18 protein-coding genes, 1 pseudogene and 1 riboswitch are annotated in these 20,148 nt (G+C 43.7%); of the genes and pseudogenes, 18 read left to right on the plus strand and 1 reads right to left on the minus strand.

Features of this window, described 5'->3' with window-relative positions:
- Nucleotides 1-33 precede the first annotated feature (33 nt).
- The 16 genes from AC1ECB_RS09115 to rpe all read left to right on the plus strand — a co-directional run bounded on the left by AC1ECB_RS09115 (nucleotide 34) and on the right by rpe (nucleotide 15,988).
- Nucleotides 34-258: a heavy-metal-associated domain-containing protein gene (locus tag AC1ECB_RS09115; RefSeq protein ID WP_485668406.1), complete on the plus strand. Its 225-nt coding sequence runs from the start codon at nucleotides 34-36 to the stop codon at nucleotides 256-258.
- Between the two features lie 10 nt (nucleotides 259-268).
- Entirely contained in the window at nucleotides 269-397 is a 129-nt protein-coding gene (locus AC1ECB_RS09120) for a hypothetical protein (protein WP_021170568.1), read from the plus strand.
- A gap of 138 nt (nucleotides 398-535) precedes the next feature.
- Nucleotides 536-2,956, plus strand: a complete 2,421-nt coding sequence (gene priA, locus AC1ECB_RS09125) for a primosomal protein N' (RefSeq protein ID WP_485668407.1) — start codon at nucleotides 536-538, stop codon at nucleotides 2,954-2,956.
- Between the two features lie 235 nt (nucleotides 2,957-3,191).
- Nucleotides 3,192-3,644 (plus strand): peptide deformylase, encoded by a 453-nt coding sequence (gene def / locus AC1ECB_RS09130; protein ID WP_485668408.1) that lies wholly within the window; start codon nucleotides 3,192-3,194, stop codon nucleotides 3,642-3,644.
- Nucleotides 3,645-3,648: 4 nt separating this feature from the next.
- Nucleotides 3,649-4,590, plus strand: a complete 942-nt coding sequence (fmt, locus tag AC1ECB_RS09135) for a methionyl-tRNA formyltransferase (protein ID WP_485668409.1) — start codon at nucleotides 3,649-3,651, stop codon at nucleotides 4,588-4,590.
- Nucleotides 4,591-4,603: 13 nt separating this feature from the next.
- Nucleotides 4,604-5,377 (plus strand): DUF116 domain-containing protein, encoded by a 774-nt coding sequence (locus AC1ECB_RS09140; protein ID WP_485668410.1) that lies wholly within the window; start codon nucleotides 4,604-4,606, stop codon nucleotides 5,375-5,377.
- 16 nt (nucleotides 5,378-5,393) lie between these two features.
- On the plus strand, nucleotides 5,394-6,737 hold the full coding sequence (gene rsmB, locus AC1ECB_RS09145) for a 16S rRNA (cytosine(967)-C(5))-methyltransferase RsmB (protein WP_485669304.1): 1,344 nt from the start codon (nucleotides 5,394-5,396) through the stop codon (nucleotides 6,735-6,737).
- A gap of 13 nt (nucleotides 6,738-6,750) precedes the next feature.
- Nucleotides 6,751-7,815, plus strand: coding sequence for a dual-specificity RNA methyltransferase RlmN (gene rlmN, locus AC1ECB_RS09150; protein ID WP_485668411.1), 1,065 nt, complete (start codon nucleotides 6,751-6,753; stop codon nucleotides 7,813-7,815).
- A 63-nt stretch (nucleotides 7,816-7,878) separates the two neighbouring features.
- On the plus strand, nucleotides 7,879-8,646 hold the full coding sequence (locus AC1ECB_RS09155; RefSeq protein ID WP_485668412.1) for an FHA domain-containing protein: 768 nt from the start codon (nucleotides 7,879-7,881) through the stop codon (nucleotides 8,644-8,646).
- A 1-nt stretch (nucleotide 8,647) separates the two neighbouring features.
- Complete coding sequence (locus AC1ECB_RS09160) at nucleotides 8,648-9,130, plus strand: FHA domain-containing protein (RefSeq protein WP_485668413.1); 483 nt, start codon at nucleotides 8,648-8,650, stop codon at nucleotides 9,128-9,130.
- 4 nt (nucleotides 9,131-9,134) lie between these two features.
- Entirely contained in the window at nucleotides 9,135-9,848 is a 714-nt protein-coding gene (locus AC1ECB_RS09165; RefSeq protein WP_485668414.1) for a Stp1/IreP family PP2C-type Ser/Thr phosphatase, read from the plus strand.
- Between the two features lie 2 nt (nucleotides 9,849-9,850).
- On the plus strand, nucleotides 9,851-11,113 hold the full coding sequence (locus AC1ECB_RS09170) for an FtsW/RodA/SpoVE family cell cycle protein (protein ID WP_485668415.1): 1,263 nt from the start codon (nucleotides 9,851-9,853) through the stop codon (nucleotides 11,111-11,113).
- A complete protein-coding gene (locus AC1ECB_RS09175; protein ID WP_485668416.1) occupies nucleotides 11,106-12,530 on the plus strand; it encodes a peptidoglycan D,D-transpeptidase FtsI family protein in 1,425 nt (474 codons plus the stop codon). Before AC1ECB_RS09170 ends, AC1ECB_RS09175 begins: the two co-directional genes overlap by 8 nt.
- 13 nt (nucleotides 12,531-12,543) lie before the next feature.
- Nucleotides 12,544-14,427 carry a Stk1 family PASTA domain-containing Ser/Thr kinase gene (gene pknB / locus AC1ECB_RS09180; RefSeq protein WP_021170556.1) on the plus strand — a complete coding sequence of 628 codons (1,884 nt, stop codon included), beginning with the start codon at nucleotides 12,544-12,546 and terminating at the stop codon, nucleotides 14,425-14,427.
- A 25-nt stretch (nucleotides 14,428-14,452) separates the two neighbouring features.
- A complete protein-coding gene (rsgA, locus tag AC1ECB_RS09185) occupies nucleotides 14,453-15,328 on the plus strand; it encodes a ribosome small subunit-dependent GTPase A (protein WP_485668417.1) in 876 nt (291 codons plus the stop codon).
- 9 nt (nucleotides 15,329-15,337) lie between these two features.
- Nucleotides 15,338-15,988, plus strand: a complete 651-nt coding sequence (gene rpe / locus AC1ECB_RS09190; RefSeq protein ID WP_485669305.1) for a ribulose-phosphate 3-epimerase — start codon at nucleotides 15,338-15,340, stop codon at nucleotides 15,986-15,988.
- 98 nt (nucleotides 15,989-16,086) lie between these two features.
- Here rpe and AC1ECB_RS09195 read toward each other — a convergent pair.
- Nucleotides 16,087-17,819 (minus strand): annotated as a pseudogene (locus AC1ECB_RS09195) (IS1634 family transposase).
- 295 nt (nucleotides 17,820-18,114) lie between these two features.
- Nucleotides 18,115-18,250, plus strand: a riboswitch (FMN riboswitch).
- A 108-nt stretch (nucleotides 18,251-18,358) separates the two neighbouring features.
- Here AC1ECB_RS09195 and ribD point away from each other — a divergent pair.
- Both ribD and AC1ECB_RS09205 read left to right on the plus strand, forming a co-directional pair.
- Nucleotides 18,359-19,495, plus strand: coding sequence for a bifunctional diaminohydroxyphosphoribosylaminopyrimidine deaminase/5-amino-6-(5-phosphoribosylamino)uracil reductase RibD (gene ribD / locus AC1ECB_RS09200; protein WP_485668418.1), 1,137 nt, complete (start codon nucleotides 18,359-18,361; stop codon nucleotides 19,493-19,495).
- Nucleotides 19,458-20,111, plus strand: coding sequence for a riboflavin synthase (locus AC1ECB_RS09205; protein WP_485668419.1), 654 nt, complete (start codon nucleotides 19,458-19,460; stop codon nucleotides 20,109-20,111). Before ribD ends, AC1ECB_RS09205 begins: the two co-directional genes overlap by 38 nt.
- The last annotated feature ends 37 nt before the right edge of the window (nucleotides 20,112-20,148 follow it).

The following is a 20,148-nucleotide window of genomic DNA, read 5'->3' on the forward strand; positions in this document are numbered from 1 at the left end:
GGACCTATAATTCAGTAATAAGGAGGTATTCTATTGGTTACTCAGAAAAATACCACACAATCTGTTTACCATGTTGGCGGCATCAAAGGTGACCACTGCCGGGACCGTATTGAACATACGTTGTCCCATCTCCAGGGTGTTGCCTCAGTTAAGGTGGATATGGCTTCCAGGCAAGTTGCAGTTAGCCACGATGAATCGTTACCTTCTAGCGGAATTGAAGAAACACTACAATCACTTGGCTATTCAGTTCTAAGTTAGGAATAAGCATATGAAGCTTCATTTTTCGCCGCAAAAAAGGAAACGGATTAAACATTTTTTTAAACGTTTGCCGATGGACACCGGTCTTGATTGGGAAATGGCCGCTCATTACCATGAAAAACCGGTAGCAGGTATTTGATAGATAAAAGCGAATATATACTTTAGTTAAAAAAGGGGACTGAACAAGTCCCCTTCTCTTTATCCAGAGGGAAAGGCTAACCTTTCCTGGATTGAGAGCTAATCCGGTGAATAAAGAAATAATACTTTAGGTGAAAACATGTCAAATACCGCCCAAATAATTGTAAATATTCCTACTCGCAGCATAACTAAGCCTTTTTCTTATCTTATTCCCGCACACTTGTCTTTTGCAGATATAGGCTGGCGCGTGCTGGTGCCATTTGGTAATCGAAAAGTAGAGGGATTTATTGTCGGGTTAGAGGCTGAAAATATTCCCGGCTTAAAAACCATTCTTGATGTTCTGGATGATTATCCGTGGTTTGATAACAACATGTTAGAAACTGCCAAATGGCTAAGTAATTATTACCTGTGCTCTCTGGCTGAAGCAATGCGGTTATTTATTCCAGGGCAATCAGGCATCAAAACGCAAAAAGCATATCAAGTACCGGGTACGCTTGATTGGGAGTATACCAAAAGGTTACTAAATGATAAACCACCAGAGTACCTTGCAATACTTAACTACATTGATGAACACGGTCCGGTCACATTGACCGACCTTGCTAAAAGATTCACCAGTATTGCAGGCATGATAAAATTCTGTTTACAGCACAAGCTAATTGTAACTGCTGATACTGTCAGTAAGCGCGGCAAGGCTAACTCAACAATGCTTATTAAGCTGGCCGTAAGCCGGGAAGTCGCTGACCAAATGGAAAAAGCGCTGCCTAATTCTAAAACTGCCCAACGGCGTTTGCTCAAGGCGCTATTATCTACACAAGAACTAAATGCAGTTGAGCTGCGCAGTTTGGCTGTTACCCAGGCTACTGTGAAAAAACTAGCTGAACAAGGGCTTATCACTATCTGCAGTGTGCCGGTATTTCGTAATAGCTATGCTGGAGCTCAGCCCAAAGCTGCTGAATTGACCTTGACTACAGAGCAGTTACAGGCCCTGCAGCAAATTATTCCAGCGATAAATGACAGTATATATAAATCCTTTTTAATTCATGGTGTTACCGGCAGTGGTAAGACGCAGGTTTACATTAATGCAGCAGCTGAAGCGCGGCGTCTTGACCGCCAGGCTATCGTACTGGTACCGGAAATAGCGTTAACAAGCCAGATTGTCGCTCGTTTCCGGGCGGCCTTTGGTGATGATGTAGTCGTTATGCATAGCAAGCTTTCAGTAGGTGAACGGTATGATGCCTGGCGACGGCTGCATGCAGGACAGGCCGGCATTGTCATTGGCGCCCGGTCAGCATTGTTTGCGCCGGTTAGTCAGTTAGGCCTTATTATCATTGATGAAGAACATGAGTTTACCTATAAGCAGGAGGAAACACCCCGTTATCACGCCCGGGAGGTGGCGGCAGCCAGAGCTAAATTTGCTGGAGCTACTGTACTGCTTGGCAGTGCGACACCTGCTATTGAAACCTATTACCATGCACTGCAGGGAAAACATAAATTATTGCCGATGAATAAACGGGTGGATGATATACCGATGCCGGCAGTTACTATTGTCGATATGCGGCAAGAACTGGCACAAGGTCGCCGCAGTGTCATTTCACTGCCTTTGCAGACCATGTTAACCGAAATCTTAGCCAGGAAAGAACAGGCTATTATTCTGCTTAACCGTCGCGGCTACTCAACATTTGTTCTGTGCCGTGAGTGCGGTCATGTCCTTAAATGCGGCCACTGCGATATTTCACTTGTCTATCATGCTCCCACTAGTATCCTGCGCTGCCATTATTGTCAGGAACGCCATGCAGTACCAGACGTTTGTCCTGAATGCGGCAGCCGGTACATCCGTTATTTTGGTGCAGGCACCCAGAAGGTGGAAGAAGCGCTGAAAGAGTTATTCCCAGCCGCCAGAATTGTACGTATGGATCAAGATACTACCCGTGGCAAGCTGGCCCATGACAAGATTCTTGCTGCTTTTGCTGCCGGTTCGTATGATATTCTCCTCGGTACACAAATGGTGGCTAAAGGTCATGATATTCCCAATGTAACCGCAGTTGGTATTATTTCAGCAGATACAGCACTCAACTTACCTGACTTTCGAGCAGCGGAAAAAACCTTTGCCCTCCTGACTCAAGCTGCGGGGAGAGCCGGACGTGGCAGTAAAACAGGACGAGTAGTCATGCAAACATATAATCCGGAGCACTATGCGATAACTGCCGGGGCAGAGCATAATTATCGGGAGTTTTATCAACAAGAGCTGAGCTTTCGTCAGCAGTTAGGCTACCCGCCGTATACGAATCTGATAAAAATAACAGTACAAGCTAATGACGAAACCATAGTTCACCGTCAGGCTAACCAAGTAGCCTCAGAACTTACGCAGTCATTGGCTATGGCCGGCGCTGCCATTATTGGACCATTTCCGGCTGCGGTAAATAAAGTTAAGGATATTTTCCGGGTGAATATTCTCATTAAAACCAAGGATTTACCCACAATAACTAAACAAATTAGCACGATGAGCATAGCGAATCAAAAAAATATTATTATCGATATTGATCCTGTTAATGTTCTATAGTCTAGCAGAACTACTTTCATGCTGAGCTAATCTATGGTAAAATTTTTTTGATGGTCTATAGAGGCTGTTATAAAATACCCCTCTTTGCTGTTGAGCCTTTCAGCATAGAAACCGGGTATGCCCTTGCTGTGCGACTTTTTGGTGTTTAACACCGGGGTATTTTATAACAGTTAAAAGAATAGTAAGGAAAGTGTGTTTTTTGAAACACACTCTGATAGGTAAGGAGGAACACAGAATGTCAGTAATGGAAATTAGAAAAGCAGGTGACCCGGTTTTAAAAAAAATTGCTGCCCCTGTTGAAAAGATTGATCGCAAAATCAAACAATTACTTGATGAGATGGCTGAAACCATGTACGCTGCCGATGGGGTAGGGCTAGCCGCACCGCAGGTTGGTGCTTCTCTACAGCTAGTTGTCATTGATGTTGGCGAGGGTATCATCGAGCTTATTAATCCTAAAATTGTTGCCTGCGAAGGCTGTGAAATTGCTACTGAAGGCTGTTTAAGTGTGCCCGGTATGTTTGGTGAAGTTGAAAGATACGCTACCGTAACAGTGGAAGCGCAAAATAGAGCTGGTAAAATGTTTCGGATTAGCGGTTCAGGTCTGTTGGCGCGGGCGTTGCAGCATGAAACAGATCATCTTAAAGGTATTTTGTTTATTGAATTGGCTAAAACCATACACAAGGGGTAATTAGATGAAAAAATTACGGACAGTATTTATGGGAACACCAGATTTTGCGGTACCTTGTTTAGATATGCTGGTTAGGGAGGGCTACTCGATAGCCGCAGTTGTCACCCAGCCTGATCGTCCCAAGGGACGTGGTCAAAAACTTGCCTATTCGCCGGTTAAAGAAGCGGCTTTACACTATAATCTTGCCATCTTACAGCCTGACAACATTAAAAACGATGATTTCTATAACCAGATTGCCGCTATTCAACCTGATGTTATTATTGTTATCGCTTTTGGACAGTTTCTGCCCCAAAGAATCTTAGACTTACCGCTTCAGGGCTGTATTAACGTGCATGCCTCGCTTTTACCTAACTATCGGGGATCAGCACCCATCCACTGGGCGATAATCAACGGCGAATCAATGAGCGGTATTACTACTATGTATATGGATGCCGGCATGGATACCGGTGATATGATTATTAAAGCCGCAACACCAATTTTACCAGTTGATACTACCGGCAGTCTTCACGACAAATTAAAAGACTTAGGCGCAACCGTACTATCAGATACCTTGCAGCAAATCGCAGCCGGCAATGCACCACGCGTATCGCAAAACGATGCTGCGGCAACTTATGCCCCGCTGCTTTGCCGCAACACGGAACGCATCGACTGGCACCAACCTGCAGTAGCTATCCATAACTTAGTACGCGGCCTGAATCCCTGGCCGGGAGCGTACTGCAAACACCAAAATAAATTGTTGAAAATATGGCAGACTAGAATAGTTAACGAATCATCACCCTGCTCTCAGTCGGGACAAGTTGTCGGGATCACCAAAGAAGGGCTGGTTGTTGAAACTGGTAAAGGGACTATTGAGTTGCTGGAAGTGCAGCCTGAATCTAAACGGCGAATGAAGGCCTGTGACTTTGTTTGTGGCTACTCCCTTACAATAGGCAATATGTTTGAATAAGAAGGTGTCAGGGATGATTGAAATAATGCACAGACCTCGTAAACGTTTGTTTCTAACGCTAATTCTTGTTAGTTTATTCCTGGCAACTGTATCAAGTTACGGTATATGGGTCGTCAGTCTGCCAGGGTTAGCAAATATCAGTGCCTACTTACCGATGATGCTGGGCATTGTTTTAGCAGCTGCTATTTTAGCGATTGCCTGTGGTGTTGGCGGTATTATTTTGGCTATTTTAGGATTTAGGACACTGGGTATTTTTCAGGGTCTGGCATGGTCAGCGATTAACCTGCTATTCCCAGTGGCAATTTCCATTGGTAAGCTGTTTGATGTGGATAAGGAACGGGTTGAACGTTCTTTTATTGAAGTAAGCAATCATTTAATCAAACAAAAAAAAGTAATGGTGCAACCGTCTAAGTTGCTGATTATGACACCACACTGCTTACAACATGAGTCCTGTCCTTATAAAATTACGCGCGATGTATCAAATTGCCATCACTGTGGGCAGTGCCAGATCGGCGACTTAGTGACACTTGCTGAAACCTACGGTGTTCATTTGGCAGTAGTAACCGGTGGTACGTTAGCCCGCAAGGTAATAAAGACTATCCGTCCCCAAGCCGTACTGGCTATTGCCTGTGAGCGCGATCTTACGAGTGGTATTCAGGATGTTTTTCCATTACCGGTAATTGGCGTGCTCAATGAACGACCATTTGGGCCTTGCTGTAATACACGCGTTGATCTTGCTAAGGTGGAAGCAGCTATCCAAAGCTTTTTACCCAAAGAGGTGCATTGACATGACTAATAAAATAGTGGACGCCCGGGAAATTGCGTTAAAAATACTTAATGAAGTTGAAAATAATGGTGCTTATGCTAATATTGCACTCGCAAAAGAAATAAACCGTCAAACACTTCAGGGACAGCTTTCTGATCAGGACCGGCGGTTTATTACAGAGCTAATATATGGAACTGTTAAAACCGGCGCTACTTTGGATTGGATGCTCAGTTGCTATTTGAGCCGTCCGCTTGCCAAAGTAGCTCCTATTATTAGAAATATTTTGCGGCTAGGTATGTACCAGTTATTTTATCTTGAAAAAGTACCTGCATCGGCAGCCTGCAATCAGGCTGTTGAATTGACAAAAAAATATGGCCATGCCGGTACAGTCAAATTCGTTAACGGCGTTTTGCGAAATGCCGCCCGCAGTCCGGAAAAAATTGTTTATCCAAATAGAGATAAACAACCTGTGAAATATCTTGCCCTTAGATACTTTCATCCCGAGTGGCTTATCGAACGCTGGGTTAAACGCTTAGGAGCAGCGGCCTGTGAAGAATTGTGTCAAATCAATAATACAGTACCGCCGCTTTCGGTTCGCACGAATACCATCAAAATAGATCGTGATTCACTTTTGCGGCGTTTGGCAGGAGAAGGAGTAGTATGCCGGGCGTCAAACTGGACGCCGGAAGGCATTGTCTGTTATGAACATCCAGGTTTTGCCACTCTTACGTCCCTGCAGGAGGGACTATTTCAGGTACAGGATGAAAGCTCGATGTTGGTAGCACATATTCTTGATCCTCAACCAGGCGAATTTATTATTGATGCCTGCGGTGCTCCAGGTGGAAAGACTACCCATATTGCTGCTTTGATGAATAATACCGGTCAGGTTTTATCTACCGATATTTATGAGCACAAATTAGCACTTACCCGTGAAAATGCTGAGCGATTGGCATTAACAAATATTGAGACTAAGGCCTTGGATGCCGTTAATTTAGGTACTATGTATCCATTTGAGGCTGACAGAGTACTTGTAGATGCCCCGTGTTCAGGTCTTGGAGTACTACGGCGCAAACCAGATGCCCGCTGGCGTAAATCTGAGGACATTTTGCGGGATCTGCCTGCCTTACAGGCCGCTATCTTAGCAAGTGCTGCTCAGTGTGTAAAACCTGGTGGGGTATTAGTTTATAGCACCTGCACAACTGAACCTGCAGAAAACCAGGATATTGTTAATGCCTTTTTGCTGGCCAATCCTGCATTTATACTGGAAACTACCGGTCAATATCTGCCTGTAGTTAAAAGGTCTGAACCTATGATTCAACTGTGGCCGCACACTGACGGGGTAGACGGATTCTTCATTGCTCGTATGATAAGGCAAAAATAAGGCGGTAACAACTATGACAACCAACGTAAAAACAGACTTATTCGGCTTGTTTGCCCACGAGATTGCCAAGCAAATAAAACCGCTGGGTTTACAGGCATACCGTGGCAAGCAAATTGCTGAATGGTTGTATAAGCATAATGTACGCCAGTTTGAAGCGATGACCAACATCGCAAAAGAATGGCGTACTAGCCTGGATAATAGTTTTACAATTACCCAAGTTAATCGTAAGGCAACGCAACACTCGGCCGATGGCCGGACGAGCAAATTTTTACTGGCCTTTCCTGATGATATGGCTGTAGAGACTGTTCTCATGCGCCACTCCTATGGTAACAGTGTTTGTGTATCTACCCAGGTAGGCTGCGCTATGGGGTGCTCTTTTTGTGCTTCAACGCTGAGTGGGCTGGTGCGGAATCTCACCGGCGGTGAAATTTTGGCCCAAGTACTGTATATTACTGAGTTATTAAAACAGGAAGAACAAAAAATTGACTCCATTGTTATTATGGGTTCAGGTGAACCGTTAGCGAACTATGACAATGTTTTGCGCTTTATCCGGCTTGTCCATGAAGATTACTGTCTCCACATGAGTTACCGTAATATCACGCTATCAACTTCAGGACTTGTTGCTCAAATTGATAAACTTGCAGGTGAGGGATTACCGGTTACCCTGTCAATTTCTTTACATGCACCTAATAATCCCCTTAGAACCAGGCTTATGCCTATTAATGCCCGTTATCCCCTCGAACAGGTCATGGCCGCCGGTGATCGTTACGCCGCCGCAACAGGTAGACGCGTCACCTATGAATATATCTTAATTGCCGGTGTTAATGACGGGCCCGCACAAGCAAGAGAACTGATAACACTTCTTAAAGGACGATTGGCAAACATCAATCTAATTCCCATTAATGCGGTACCCGAACGTGGTTTGCTTCGTCCTGCAGCCGGCGATATTATTAAATTCGAGAAACTCTTGCAAAACGAACACATCAATGTAACTGTCAGGCGAGAGATGGGCACCGATATTGCTGCTGCCTGCGGACAACTGCGACACAAATTTGTTAGAATGGTTACTTTTGACTAGACTGCTAATATCGCGTATAATAAAAAAGATCCTATTTTATGCAGTTTAGCGGGAGTGTTTTAAGTGAAGTTTGTCCGCAATATTGAGAGTTTTTTTGAGAAATATATTGAAGGTTTCTTTAACAAACAATTTTCCAGCAGCTTGCAGCCGATTGAAATTGCCAAACAATTAGCCAGAGAGATGGAAGACGAGCGTACAGTTGGTGTTTCCCATGTCTATGTGCCAAATCACTATGCCATCTATATAAATCATGAAGACTATGGGCGACTGGAACCATATGCTGAATCCGTGTGCAGCGAATTGGCGTCCTACTTGATTGATGAGAGCCGCCGCAAAGGTTATACTATGGCTGGCGGACCGCAAATTGAATTCTTTGTGGATGAAAAGTTAGGCAGACAGGTGTTTCGTATTACATCAGGTTTTACGGAAACTTCTTACGATGAAAGTGTGAAAAAACCTGAAAACATGTCAACAGACAGTGAAACCAAAGTATTTGATAAACTAGAACCCACGGTCTTAATCCCATCTGTGCAGCAACATTTGCATAGTTTCTTAACAGTGATTGATGGCTTAGATGCTGGTTTAAAAGTGGACTGCACAACAAGCAGAATAAACATTGGCCGTCGCAACACCAACGAATTGCCGCTTACAGATATGAATACTTCACGTTTACATGCTTACATTGTTTACGAAGACAACAGCCATGTCATCCATGATGCAAAAAGCCTTAACGGGACGTATGTCGGAGGAATTCGTATTACTCATAAGCATCTAAAAAACGGTGATAGAATAAAAGTAGGTAACACCGTTATTTTATATGAGGTGAAGTAGATTGCCTGGTAAATTGCAAGTTTTAAATATGGTTGTAATCGCTTTGCAGTATAGCCTGGTAGTGCTGCTCTATTTCTTTTTGTACCGGGTAGTAAAACTGGCAGCCCGAGATTTGAATCAATTGGCCTTTGATGATTCAGATGATTCGGTTGTTCACGACACCGGGGTAAGCGATGCTGATTTTTCTTCCCATCCCAGATTAATAGTAATTGATGATCGCCAGGAACTGCTATCACAGACGTTTTTTACAATAGTCGACAGCTTAACCATTGGTCGCAGTCAGCATAATAATGTAGTTATTGACAGTAGTTTTGTTTCACATGAACATGCCTGTATATCCAGAGTGAAACACAACTATCTGCTGGCTGATTTAAACAGTACAAACGGGACATTTGTTAATGGTCAAAAGGTAGAAGAAGAAATTGCCCTGGTAGATGGTGATATAATACAAATTGGGGCAGTTACGCTTAAGTTTGAGAGGTGATTCCATGCTGGCATTTGCACAGTCAGACATTGGTATGGTACGTAAAACCAATGAAGATAGTTATGTTTTTTTGCCACCGCACTTATTTGTAGTTGCTGATGGCATGGGGGGACATGTTGCCGGAGAAATTGCCAGCAACATTGGTGCCAATACTATTCAGGAATACATAGAAAGAAATTCACCACCAGTAGAGTGGCAGCAGTCTTTACAAGCAGCAATTGTCCAGGCGAACACTAGAATTTATCAAATGTCTCAAGCTAAAAGTGAGTGCCAGGGTATGGGTACTACAGTTACTGCTGTATATCTTGATAATGAGGAAATCTATTGGGGCCACGTAGGTGACAGCAGACTATATCTAATCAGAGAAAACAAGCTGCACCAGATAACCAACGACCATTCGCTGGTTTGGGAACTGATGCAAAACGGCAGTATTACCAGCGAAGAAGCACAAGCCCATCCTCATCGCAATATATTAACAAGAGCTGTCGGTACCAGTGATACACTTGCTGTAGATTCAGGTAAGTTCTTGTGGCAACCAGGCGATAATTTGTTATTATGCACAGATGGGTTAACCAACATGCTTAGTGAAGAAACCATTCTCAGTATCTGCCTGCAACCCAGCAGTCCACAAACAATTATTAATAGCCTTGTGGACCAAGCCAGACAGGCAGGCGGCTATGACAATATTACTGCTATTTTACTGCAATACAGGGATTGACCATGAGACGCACAAAATTAACCGAGTTTGGACTCTTACTCCTGGCTGGTCTCATTTTGATAAATGGTTACCTTGTCGTAACACTGGCAAATCATCGATTTTCCTCTCAGGGTCTTGGCATCATTGTCGGTTTACTTGTTCTTTGGACGATTACTGCACTAGCGCTTCGCCGTTATTTTTTCAGGGCAGATCCGGTGCTGTTGCCTTTAGCTGTATTTTTAGCTTCTATTGGGTTAACACTTATTCTAAGGCTGCGTCCTGATTTATTTTTTCCGCAGGCTATGTGGTTAGCTGCAGGATTAATCGCTTTTATTATTACAGTGGTTATTTTTCGCCAGCCGGAAGATATTTCTAAATACAAATATCTTTGCGGCATAACCGGCCTTGTTTTGTTGGTAAGTACAATTGCGTTTGGTGTCGACATCGGCGGTAACAAAAACTGGATTATTCTAGGTCCGGTGCGATTTCAACCTGCCGAGTTTGCCAAATTATTGATTATTATATTTTTAGCAGCGTACTTGAGCGAGCGGCGTCAGTTGCTAACTTATGCTACCCGCCATTACGGTCCGTTAACTCTGCCGCATCCACGCTTTATTGCACCGCTTATGGTGCTGTGGGCGTTAACTATGGCGATGCTGATCGTCCAGCGGGATTTAGGTTCAGCTTTACTATATTTTGGCACAACGGTAACGATGGCTTATATGGCAAGTGGTAGATGGAGCTATGTAGCGTTAGCACTTTGTCTGTTTTTTTCCGGCTCTGCTGTATGTTATCTTTTATTTCCTCACGTGCAAGTTAGAATTGATATCTGGTTAAATCCGTGGTCTGATCCGACTGGACGTTCGTACCAGATAGTCCAGTCACTATTTGCGTTAGGCTCAGGCGGAGTACTGGGCAGCGGTTTAACTTTCGGCTATCCCGGCATTATTCCTGAAGTACATACTGACTTTATTTTTGCTGCTATTGGTGAAGAACTGGGTCTTGCTGGTACTGCCGGGGTAATCATTGCCTATATTCTTATTGTTTACCGTGCGTTTCGCACTGCACTTGCCTCGCAACTACCGTTTACTATGCTGCTGGCTGCAGGCTTAGGTGTGCTTACCGCATTGCAGGTTTTTATTATTATCGGCGGGGTCACTAAGTTTTTGCCACTGACAGGCATAACACTGCCACTTATTAGTTATGGCGGCAGCTCTATGGTCGCAAGCTTTATCCTGCTGGGTATGTTATTTGCCATATCGGAGGCGACAGCCACCTATGAATAAATACGACATTCCCCATAAGGCAATCCGCAGGAGTATCCATAAAGCAGCACTATTTTCTATCGGCTTGTTGGTGTTACTGCTCAGTTATGTAGTATATATTCAGGTTATCGAAAGTAATACACTTGCTTTTCATCCACTTAATCGCCGGACAGCTGAGGCGTCCCGCAAGGTAGAACGAGGTCAAATTACTGACATTCATGGAAAAGTTCTGGCTGTAAGCAAACTCACAGCACAAAAAGTATACCTGCGGGAATATCCCTATGATGCAGTATTTGCCCATGTTGTGGGTTATGCTAATTCTACCTATGGCAAAACAGGCATCGAAGGCAGCTATGACGGCTATTTATCAGGACAAATTAATCCTGAAAAACGCTTAGGTGCAATCAGTCAATTGTTTGCAAATACTGCCGGTAATACGGTCGTACTTACGGTTGATACTGAGCTGCAACAAGCAGCTTATAAGGCCCTGGGCAATCAGCGTGGTGCAATTGTTGTCATGTCACCTAAAACGGGTGCAATATTGGCGATGGTTAGTCGCCCAAGTTTTGATCCAAACACTCTTGACACTACGTGGGAAAGTATTTCACAAGCTGCAAATAGTCCGCTTCTTAACCGGGCTGCGCAGGGATTATATCCCCCAGGTTCCATTATCAAAGTCATGGTGGCTGAAGCCGCGTTAGCCGAACAAGTAGTTGCTGGCAACCACCAATTTACCTGTAATGGATCTCTCAAAATCGGTTCTGATTATACATTGACAGAATCTAATAATATAGCTCATGGCAAAGTAAATTTGCGCGAAGCGCTGGCTGTGTCCTGTAATGTCACTTTTGGTCAGTTAGCACTTGAGCTTGGCCGCACAAAAATGGCCAAGAACTTTGAACGCTATGGTTTTACTCAACTGGTGAACGGTGATATTCAAGAATCTGCTAACCGGATGCCAGACTTTGCCCGGTTAAATGATGGTGATTTGGCGCAAATTGGCATTGGACAGGGTAGTCTCTTAGTTACACCACTTCGCATGGCCATGCTGGCATCAACTTTTGCGAACAAGGGAACTATGATGAAACCCTATTTAGTACAAAAAATTATGGCACCTGACGGCACTATTGTAAAGCAAACGATACCAACTGCCTGGCTGTCACCCACAAATAGCCAGCTGGCCGGTCAGATAGCTGCTATGATGGTAAGTGTGGTAGATGAAGGTACCGGCACTGCGGCAGCAATTCGCGGCATACAGGTTGCCGGCAAAACAGGTACTGCAGAAAATCCGCATGGTGCTTCGCATTCTTGGTTTATCGGCTTTGCACCAGCAGACAATCCACAAGTTGCAGTAGCGGTAATTGTTGAGAATGCAGGTTCTGGTGGTAAGGTAGCAGCACCACTTGCCAGGCAAATTTTGTTACAAGTATTACGTTAAGGGGGGTGAATTAATGCTTAATCGCACACTTGATGATCGTTATACAATATTAGAACGAATTGGCGGCGGCGGGATGGCTGATGTATACCGCGCGCATGACAAACTGTTAGACCGTTCAGTAGCTGTCAAGGTATTGCGTTCTCAGTTTACTGATGATGAAGAGTTTATTAGTCGCTTCCGTCGGGAAGCCCAGGCAGCAGCTAAGCTTTCTCACCCTAATATAGTTAACATTTATGATGTTGGCTTTGATGAACAAGCGTACTATATAATTATGGAATATATTTCCGGCGAAACGCTTAAAGATAAAATTGACAGAGAAGCTCCGCTGCCTGTAGAAACTGCGGTACTTATTGCGATGGAAATAGCAGAGGCACTGGAACATGCTCACCAAAATAATTTAGTACATTGTGATATTAAGCCACATAATATTCTTATTACCCGTTCAGGGCGAGTTAAGGTAACTGATTTTGGTATTGCCAGAGCAGTTACGTCGTCAACAATGACTAATTCAGGTACAATTATTGGTTCCGTACATTACTTTTCACCCGAACAGGCCAAAGGTACGTCTGTCGGCGCTAAATCCGACATCTATTCTCTTGGTGTGGTACTCTATGAGATGCTTACAGGTCAGGTGCCATTTATTGGTGAATCACCAATCAGTATTGCCCTTAAGCACATTCAGGAAGAACCAAAGTCACCGCGGGAACTAAACGCTTCTATACCGCCATTGATTGAGGCCATTGTCGTAAAGGCGATGCATAAAGATCCAGTTGCCAGATTTGATGATATTGGTGAAATGATTGCTGATTTTAAATTAGCCCAAAATTATTTAAGAGATGATCATACCCGGCGATTATCTCCTACTGATTTTCCTACACAAATATTACCGACAGTTACTGCACCATCGCAGCAGGATGATTCAAAGCATATAGTACCATCCAATACGCCTGCCTCTTTGTTAAGGGAAGCCAGGCTTTCTAAAGCCTGGCTTTTGGGAATAGCACTGTTGTTGCTGGTCTCAGCAGTGGTTGCTTTTCTGGGATTTGGTAAGTTTTGGAGTCTAAATGAAGTTACCGTGCCGGACGTTGTGGGCAAGCAGGTAGATACTGCCCGTAATATTATTACCAGTAATAATCTCAGAGTTTCTGTCTCAGAGGCCTTTAATGACAAAGTTCCGGCAGGCCAGGTCATTTCCCAGCAGCCAGAAGCCGGAACCACAGTCAAAGAACAACGGACAATAACTATCATTGTTAGCAAAGGCGGTGAAGTTACGGTTGTTCCGGATTTACGCGGTCTTAGCCGCCGGGATGCCGAGCTGCAGATTAAAAACTCCGGTCTGAAACTGGGGCGCGTTGACGAACAATTTGCTGATGCTGCGCCGGCTGATACGGTCATTAGCCAAAATCCCCGTCCGCCGGCACAAGTAACCAAAGGCACAATGATTGATATTGTCATAAGTAAAGGGAGTAGTCCGAAAAAAGTTGCCCTGCCGGATTTCCAGGGTTCACTCTTAACTACAGTGGCAACTCAACTCGAAAGCTTGAGGCTTAAGCAAGGAAAAATAACAGAAACTCCTAATGACAAATATCCACCAGGAACAATAATTAGTCAAAATCCGCCGCCAGCTACTGAAGTTACGGAAGGAACAACTATTGATTTCTCTGTTGCTAAAGGTGTGCCTGGAGCTGTCAAGCGGGCAATTGTTCAAGTAACTGTTCCCGACGGATCAGGCCGCCAGGCACTGCAAATAGTAGTTACCGATACCAATGGTCGCCGGGTTGCTTATGAGGGCACACACAAACCGGGTGAACGGATTGAAAAAACAGTAGAGGGCACCGGCCAGGTACGCGTTCAAGTTTATATCAACGAAAAGTTGCTTCAAGAACAAACAATTTAGACATTTTTATCGTAGGAGGTCATATGTGCTGAATGGCATCGTAGTAAAAGCCTATAATAGTTACTACTATATCCAGTCAGGCAGCAAAATTGTCACTTGCCATTTGCGCGGCCGGTTTAAGAAAGGGCGTTTTTCCCTAATTGTAGGCGATGAAGTGGCCTATACTCTAACCGGCCCGGAAAAAGGCATTATTGAAGAAATACTGCCTAGACGCAGTCTGCTAAAACGTCCAATGGTCGCCAATGTAGATCAGGTTGTGTTAACTTTTGCCGCTGTTAATCCTGATATTAGTTCATCCTTAGTTGACCGGTTCCTGGTAATTGCCGAATTCTCAGAACTTGAGATCATTCTATGCATTAACAAAATTGATTTAGCAGATACCGAGGTTCTGGCTGAATTAGTTGAGCGTTATCAGCAAATTGGTTACAAGGTGCTCTCTATAGCTGCTAAATTAGGTACAGGTATAGAGCAATTGTACGCACAGCTGCATAATAAAATATCAGTTTTTGCCGGTCCGTCAGGCGCGGGAAAATCCACCATACTTAATGCTATCCAACCCGGACTTGGCCTTACAACTGGTGAAGTCAGCCAAAAAATTGGTCGTGGTAAACATACCACCCGGTTTGCCGAACTTTTACCATTTGAAGGTGGCGGCTTTGTAGTAGATACCCCCGGGTTCAGCTTTACCGAATTTAAGGATATGGAAGAAACGCATTTAATGGACTATTTTCCCGAGATTTCCCCAATAGCTCCTAAATGCAAATTTAACACTTGTATTCATTATAAGGAGCCACAGTGTGCTGTTAAACAGGCGGTAGCTGAAGGGTTTATTCATGCTGACAGATATCAGTCTTATCTTGAAATATTGAACGAAATCAGAGAAAACAAGAAGGGATACTAGATGAATACGATGATTAAAATTGCTCCCTCTATCTTATCCGCCGACTTTTCCCAGCTAGCTAATGAAATAATCAAGATAGAAAAAGCAGGCGCTGATTGGGTTCATATTGATGTTATGGATGGTCATTTTGTCCCTAATCTGACCTTTGGCCCACCGGTTGTTGCTGCTATTCGCAAAGTAACCAAATTGCCTTTTGATGTTCACTTAATGGTTACTAATCCGCAAGATTTAATTGAACCCTTCATCAGGGCGGGTGCCGATATTATTACTGTTCATGCCGAAACCGCCCCCCATCTGCACCGCTTGCTGCAAACCATCAAAGAGCATGGCAAAAAGGCCGGGGTATCATTAAACCCGTCAACGCCACTTGCTGTAGTTAAAGAAGTACTTGATGACCTGGATATGATTCTTATTATGAGTGTTAATCCTGGCTATGGCGGTCAAAAGTTTATCCCGGGAGCAATTGACAAAATTGCACGGTTGCGATCAAAAATTGAGCAACGCAAACTCACCATTGATATTGAAGTTGACGGGGGCATTAATGCCGGTACTGCGCGTCAGGTAATCGCCGCTGGGGCAACGATATTAGTTGCCGGATCAGCAGTATATGGAGCGCCAGATATGGCGCAGGCAATTAAAGACATCCGGGGGCTTGATTAAATTGCTGCTTAGTGGTAACATCCTGTCTTTGACAGTTGAAGACGATAAAAAGCTTGATAATCCCTGATTTGCAAGGGGTATCAAGCTTTTTTGCTTTTTTAGAAAAGTGAGTAATGTTTTTGTTTTTTTGTCATGTTTAAAATTTTTTTCATCTGTGTTTTTGGTATGATCTGATAATCTGTTCGAAACCCATAAGTTTCATGTAACACATCTGTAAAATCAGTTCTTGTGTAGGTTGGGATATAACCTTCGCCCTGAATCTTATAGAAATTCATTTCTTTCAGGCCGTCGATTATTTCTTGACACGTAAACCGATTTCCTAGTTTTTTTCCAATAAACGATAAATAACAAGTGACATAAAGCAGGAAGTAAAGTGCGCTTTAATTCTATCTTCACGGCTTAGATACACCGGTCTTGCTTTAAATTCGCTTTTCATGATCCGAAAACATTCTTCAATTTCCCAGCGGCGCTGGTTGATTTTGATGATGTCTTGGGCGCTATCTTCGAGGTTCGTGCATACCGCATAGAAGCCGTCATAAATTTCTTCGTTAGAGATAGTCTCTGTGTCCAGCGTATATATAGAAGTATCGGCTATTTCACCATCAGGTGTGCAACTGGTTTTCTTGATAAAGCGTTTATAATCATTCTGATTGTTTTTTGAGATTTTAGTCGGATTCGTATCAATCGTTTTTTGAGCACGTTCGATTTGTGAATTGCGAATTTTACGCTGATAGTTTCTATATTTGATGGAATAGGTGACAATGAGCTTTTGTTCCAGGCCGTTTTCTTTAATCCAACGTTCTTTGTAGAAGCAGTGGTCTTTGTATGCGTTCTCGTCAATAGAGGAAATATCATAAGTTTTATCATGACCTGGAAGATGCCAGCCTTCAGAATCAAGCGACCATTCCTTTAAATGCTTCTTTAGCTTTTTAATAGATTGAGTAGTAATAAAGGCACGCTCGCCCTTGTCGTTGAATTTCCTGTTGCTTTCAGAAGCCAGGCCGGCATCAGTACAAACAACGAATTTGGAAAGCTTGAAATCAGACAGTATTTTTTCTTCCAAGGGTTTAAGGGTAATCTGCTCATTGGTGTTACCACTGTTGAGGTTAAAAGCTAGGGGAATACCATCGCCATCCATGAACAATCCCATCTGAATAATGGGATTTGGCCTATGTTCTTTAGAAGCGCCATATTGTTTAAGGCCATCTTCCTGTTCGATTTCAAAAAAGTAGTTGGTGCAGTCATAATAGAGAATGCCGGTATTTCTCTTTGAGAGTTTAAGACTGTTGTTGTAAAGAGAAGATTGGATAAAATCCATTTCTTTTGAAATGACCTCAAGAGATCGGTAGACATGCTGTAAATCAAAGTTGGGTTGCTCAATAAATTTTGAGGAATGTTGGTAAGTTGCGAGTTTGGAAGAAGGAAAAAGGATTCGTCCGTAAAGGAGCCGCGATAGTACGGCATCCAGATCGAAAGTAAATTTATACTTCTTTGAAATTTCAGCACATAGCTTATGCAGATTGAGTTCATGATAAAGCTGTTGGAGAAAGAGATATCCGCCGTTAAAGCAGCGTTGTTGATCTTTGGAGATAATCTTAGATGGAGAATATTTAACTGTGACTTCGCGTAATTGAGTTTTTTCTTTTTTGTTAAGTTCTTCGATGTATGATTTAGCCCATTCAAAAGGGTCTTGTCCATTTAGCTTATGCTGTAATTCAGCAATCGTTCCTAACTTTTCAACAACTTTTGTGGAACGCTTACCGTTTTCGTAGACAGATTGTATGACATAAAGCGAAGTTGAATTCTTTGATTTAGAAATACTAAGTCTCATTTAAAAACACCTCCGATCCCTTATATTATAACATGTTACGCTATATTACGCAATATTAAACAAGGCAGATTTGACGTTTTTCCAACAAAAAAAGCCCTGTTTTCAAGGCTTTCAGAGATTTCATTATATGAGTAAGTGTCAAAGACCCGGGGCAACGATATTAGTTGCCGGATCAGCAGTATATGGAGCGCCAGATATGGCGCAGGCAATTAAAGACATCCGGGGGCTTGATTAAATTGCTGCTTAGTGGTAACATATGTAGTAGATAGTTACATTCTGGATGAAAATTACATACTAAAGCCTTTGGGGCAAGGTGAAAAAGAGTAAAATCTTTTAATTCCTGACCGGCGGTATAGCCCGCGAGCCGTTTTTACGGTTGATCTGGTTCAATTCCAGAGCCGACAGTATAGTCTGGATGGTAAAAGGCGTAAGTTCTGCCATATTGGCATTTCCCAACCACATTGCCTATTAAACTGTTGATAGCCCCAAAGCTAATCAACAGTTTTTTATTTTATTCAAGTTTGCATTGGAGGACTTCTATGGACAAATATTATATGCAGCAGGCTCTTACCATTGCGAAGTATGCAACAGGCCGTACCAGCCCCAATCCACTGGTGGGTGCCGCTATTGTAAAAGATGGACACATAGTCGGCCAGGGCTGGCATCGTCAGGCCGGTACACCGCATGCGGAAATTCATGCTTTGGCCCAGGCTGGCGAGTTAGCAAAAGGAGCAACCATATATGTTACTCTTGAACCGTGTTCTCATTATGGGCGAACCGGCCCTTGTGCTGATGCCCTGATTGCGGCGGGAATAAAAAAAGTTGTTGCAGCCATGACTGATCCTAATCCTGAGGTCGCCGGCAAGGGCCTAACCCGGCTCAGAGCAGCTGGTATTGAAGTGGTCGAGGGAATACTGGCAGCCGAAGCCGCAAAACTTAATGAAGTATTTATTAAGTGGATTACTACCAAAATGCCATTTGGTGTTCTTAAAACAGCGATGTCACTTGATGGAAAAATTGCTGCCTATACGGGCCATTCTAAGTGGATAACAGGCCCGGCTGCCCGGGAGTATGTGCATCGACTGCGTGATATATATGATGGCATACTGGTAGGTATCGGTACAGTACTGACAGATAACCCCAGGCTAACAACACGTTTGCCGGCAGGCGGCCAAAACCCTGTACGAATTGTTATTGACACCATGGCCCGCACACCACTGACTGCTAACGTCGTAACAGACAAGCAGGCGCCAACCATCATTGCGGTAAGCCAGGCAGCACCGCCAGAACGAATAGCTGCACTACAGAGCCATGGGGTAGAGGTGTTGGTGCTTGCGCGATCGCCTCTTGGTGTTAATTTGCGTCAGCTGTTTACGATTTTGGGCGAACGCCGTATTACCAGCGTGTTTGTTGAAGGCGGTGCAGCCATAAACTCCTCACTCTTAGCCGCTAATCTGATTGATAAGGTGTATTGCTTTATAGCACCTAAAATACTTGGCGGTAAAGCGGCGCCAGGCCCAGTTGGCGGTACAGGCGTAGAAACAGTAGATCAAGCCATACTGCTTGAGGATATTGCCACACAAACCATCGGGACAGATGTCTTACTAAATGGTTATATAACAGGACGGGAGGGACGAGATGTTTACCGGACTTGTGGAGGAATTAGGGAAAGTTAAGCAAATTGCACGCGGCAGTAAATCAGTTCGGCTCTCGGTTTTTGGCAGTAAAGTGTTAGCTGACGTCAAACTGGGTGACAGCATTGCCGTAAATGGCACCTGTCTGACAGTAGTCGACTTTAGCCGTGATTGGTTTACTGCTGATGTTATGCCTGAGACAGTAGACCGTACAGCGCTGGCCGGTCTCAAAACAGGTGATACTGTCAACCTCGAACGTACCCTCCGGGTAGGTGATCGACTGGGTGGACACATAGTCAGCGGTCATATCGACGGGGTAGGAACTATTTTGATTAAAGAACAAAATGATAATGCCATACTTGTCCGGATCGGCACTGGTCCTGAAGTTATGCGCTACATTATCTCCAAAGGCTCTATTGCTATTGATGGTACAAGTCTTACGGTTATTGACGTTGGTGCCGACTGGTTTACCGTGTCACTTATTCCCCATACGGCTGCTATGACCACAGTAGGCCTGAAGGCGGCAGGGGAGCCGGTTAATCTGGAAACAGATATTATTGGCAAGTATGTGGAAAAATTGCTAGGCTTACAACAAAATACGAAACCAGAGGAAAAGATAACACTGGGATTTCTCGAACAGCATGGATTTACCCTATGAAATAGAGTGATTGCCAATACGAAATGGAGGAATTTAC

This window comes from Sporomusa sp. 246TCP1, from assembly GCF_057319775.1.

What these genes read in the sequence shown, in the direction of transcription:
- AC1ECB_RS09120 (WP_021170568.1), top strand. Translation starts at nt 269, where the DNA reads ATGAAGCTTCATTTTTCGCCGCAAAAAAGGAAACGGATTAAACATTTT.
- priA (WP_485668407.1), top strand. Translation starts at nt 536, where the DNA reads ATGTCAAATACCGCCCAAATAATTGTAAATATTCCTACTCGCAGCATA.
- def (WP_485668408.1), top strand. Translation starts at nt 3,192, where the DNA reads ATGTCAGTAATGGAAATTAGAAAAGCAGGTGACCCGGTTTTAAAAAAA.
- fmt (WP_485668409.1), top strand. Translation starts at nt 3,649, where the DNA reads ATGAAAAAATTACGGACAGTATTTATGGGAACACCAGATTTTGCGGTA.
- AC1ECB_RS09140 (WP_485668410.1), top strand. Translation starts at nt 4,604, where the DNA reads ATGATTGAAATAATGCACAGACCTCGTAAACGTTTGTTTCTAACGCTA.
- rlmN (WP_485668411.1), top strand. Translation starts at nt 6,751, where the DNA reads ATGACAACCAACGTAAAAACAGACTTATTCGGCTTGTTTGCCCACGAG.
- AC1ECB_RS09165 (WP_485668414.1), top strand. Translation starts at nt 9,135, where the DNA reads ATGCTGGCATTTGCACAGTCAGACATTGGTATGGTACGTAAAACCAAT.
- AC1ECB_RS09170 (WP_485668415.1), top strand. Translation starts at nt 9,851, where the DNA reads ATGAGACGCACAAAATTAACCGAGTTTGGACTCTTACTCCTGGCTGGT.
- AC1ECB_RS09175 (WP_485668416.1), top strand. Translation starts at nt 11,106, where the DNA reads ATGAATAAATACGACATTCCCCATAAGGCAATCCGCAGGAGTATCCAT.
- pknB (WP_021170556.1), top strand. Translation starts at nt 12,544, where the DNA reads ATGCTTAATCGCACACTTGATGATCGTTATACAATATTAGAACGAATT.
- rpe (WP_485669305.1), top strand. Translation starts at nt 15,338, where the DNA reads ATGATTAAAATTGCTCCCTCTATCTTATCCGCCGACTTTTCCCAGCTA.
- ribD (WP_485668418.1), top strand. Translation starts at nt 18,359, where the DNA reads ATGGACAAATATTATATGCAGCAGGCTCTTACCATTGCGAAGTATGCA.
- AC1ECB_RS09205 (WP_485668419.1), top strand. Translation starts at nt 19,458, where the DNA reads ATGTTTACCGGACTTGTGGAGGAATTAGGGAAAGTTAAGCAAATTGCA.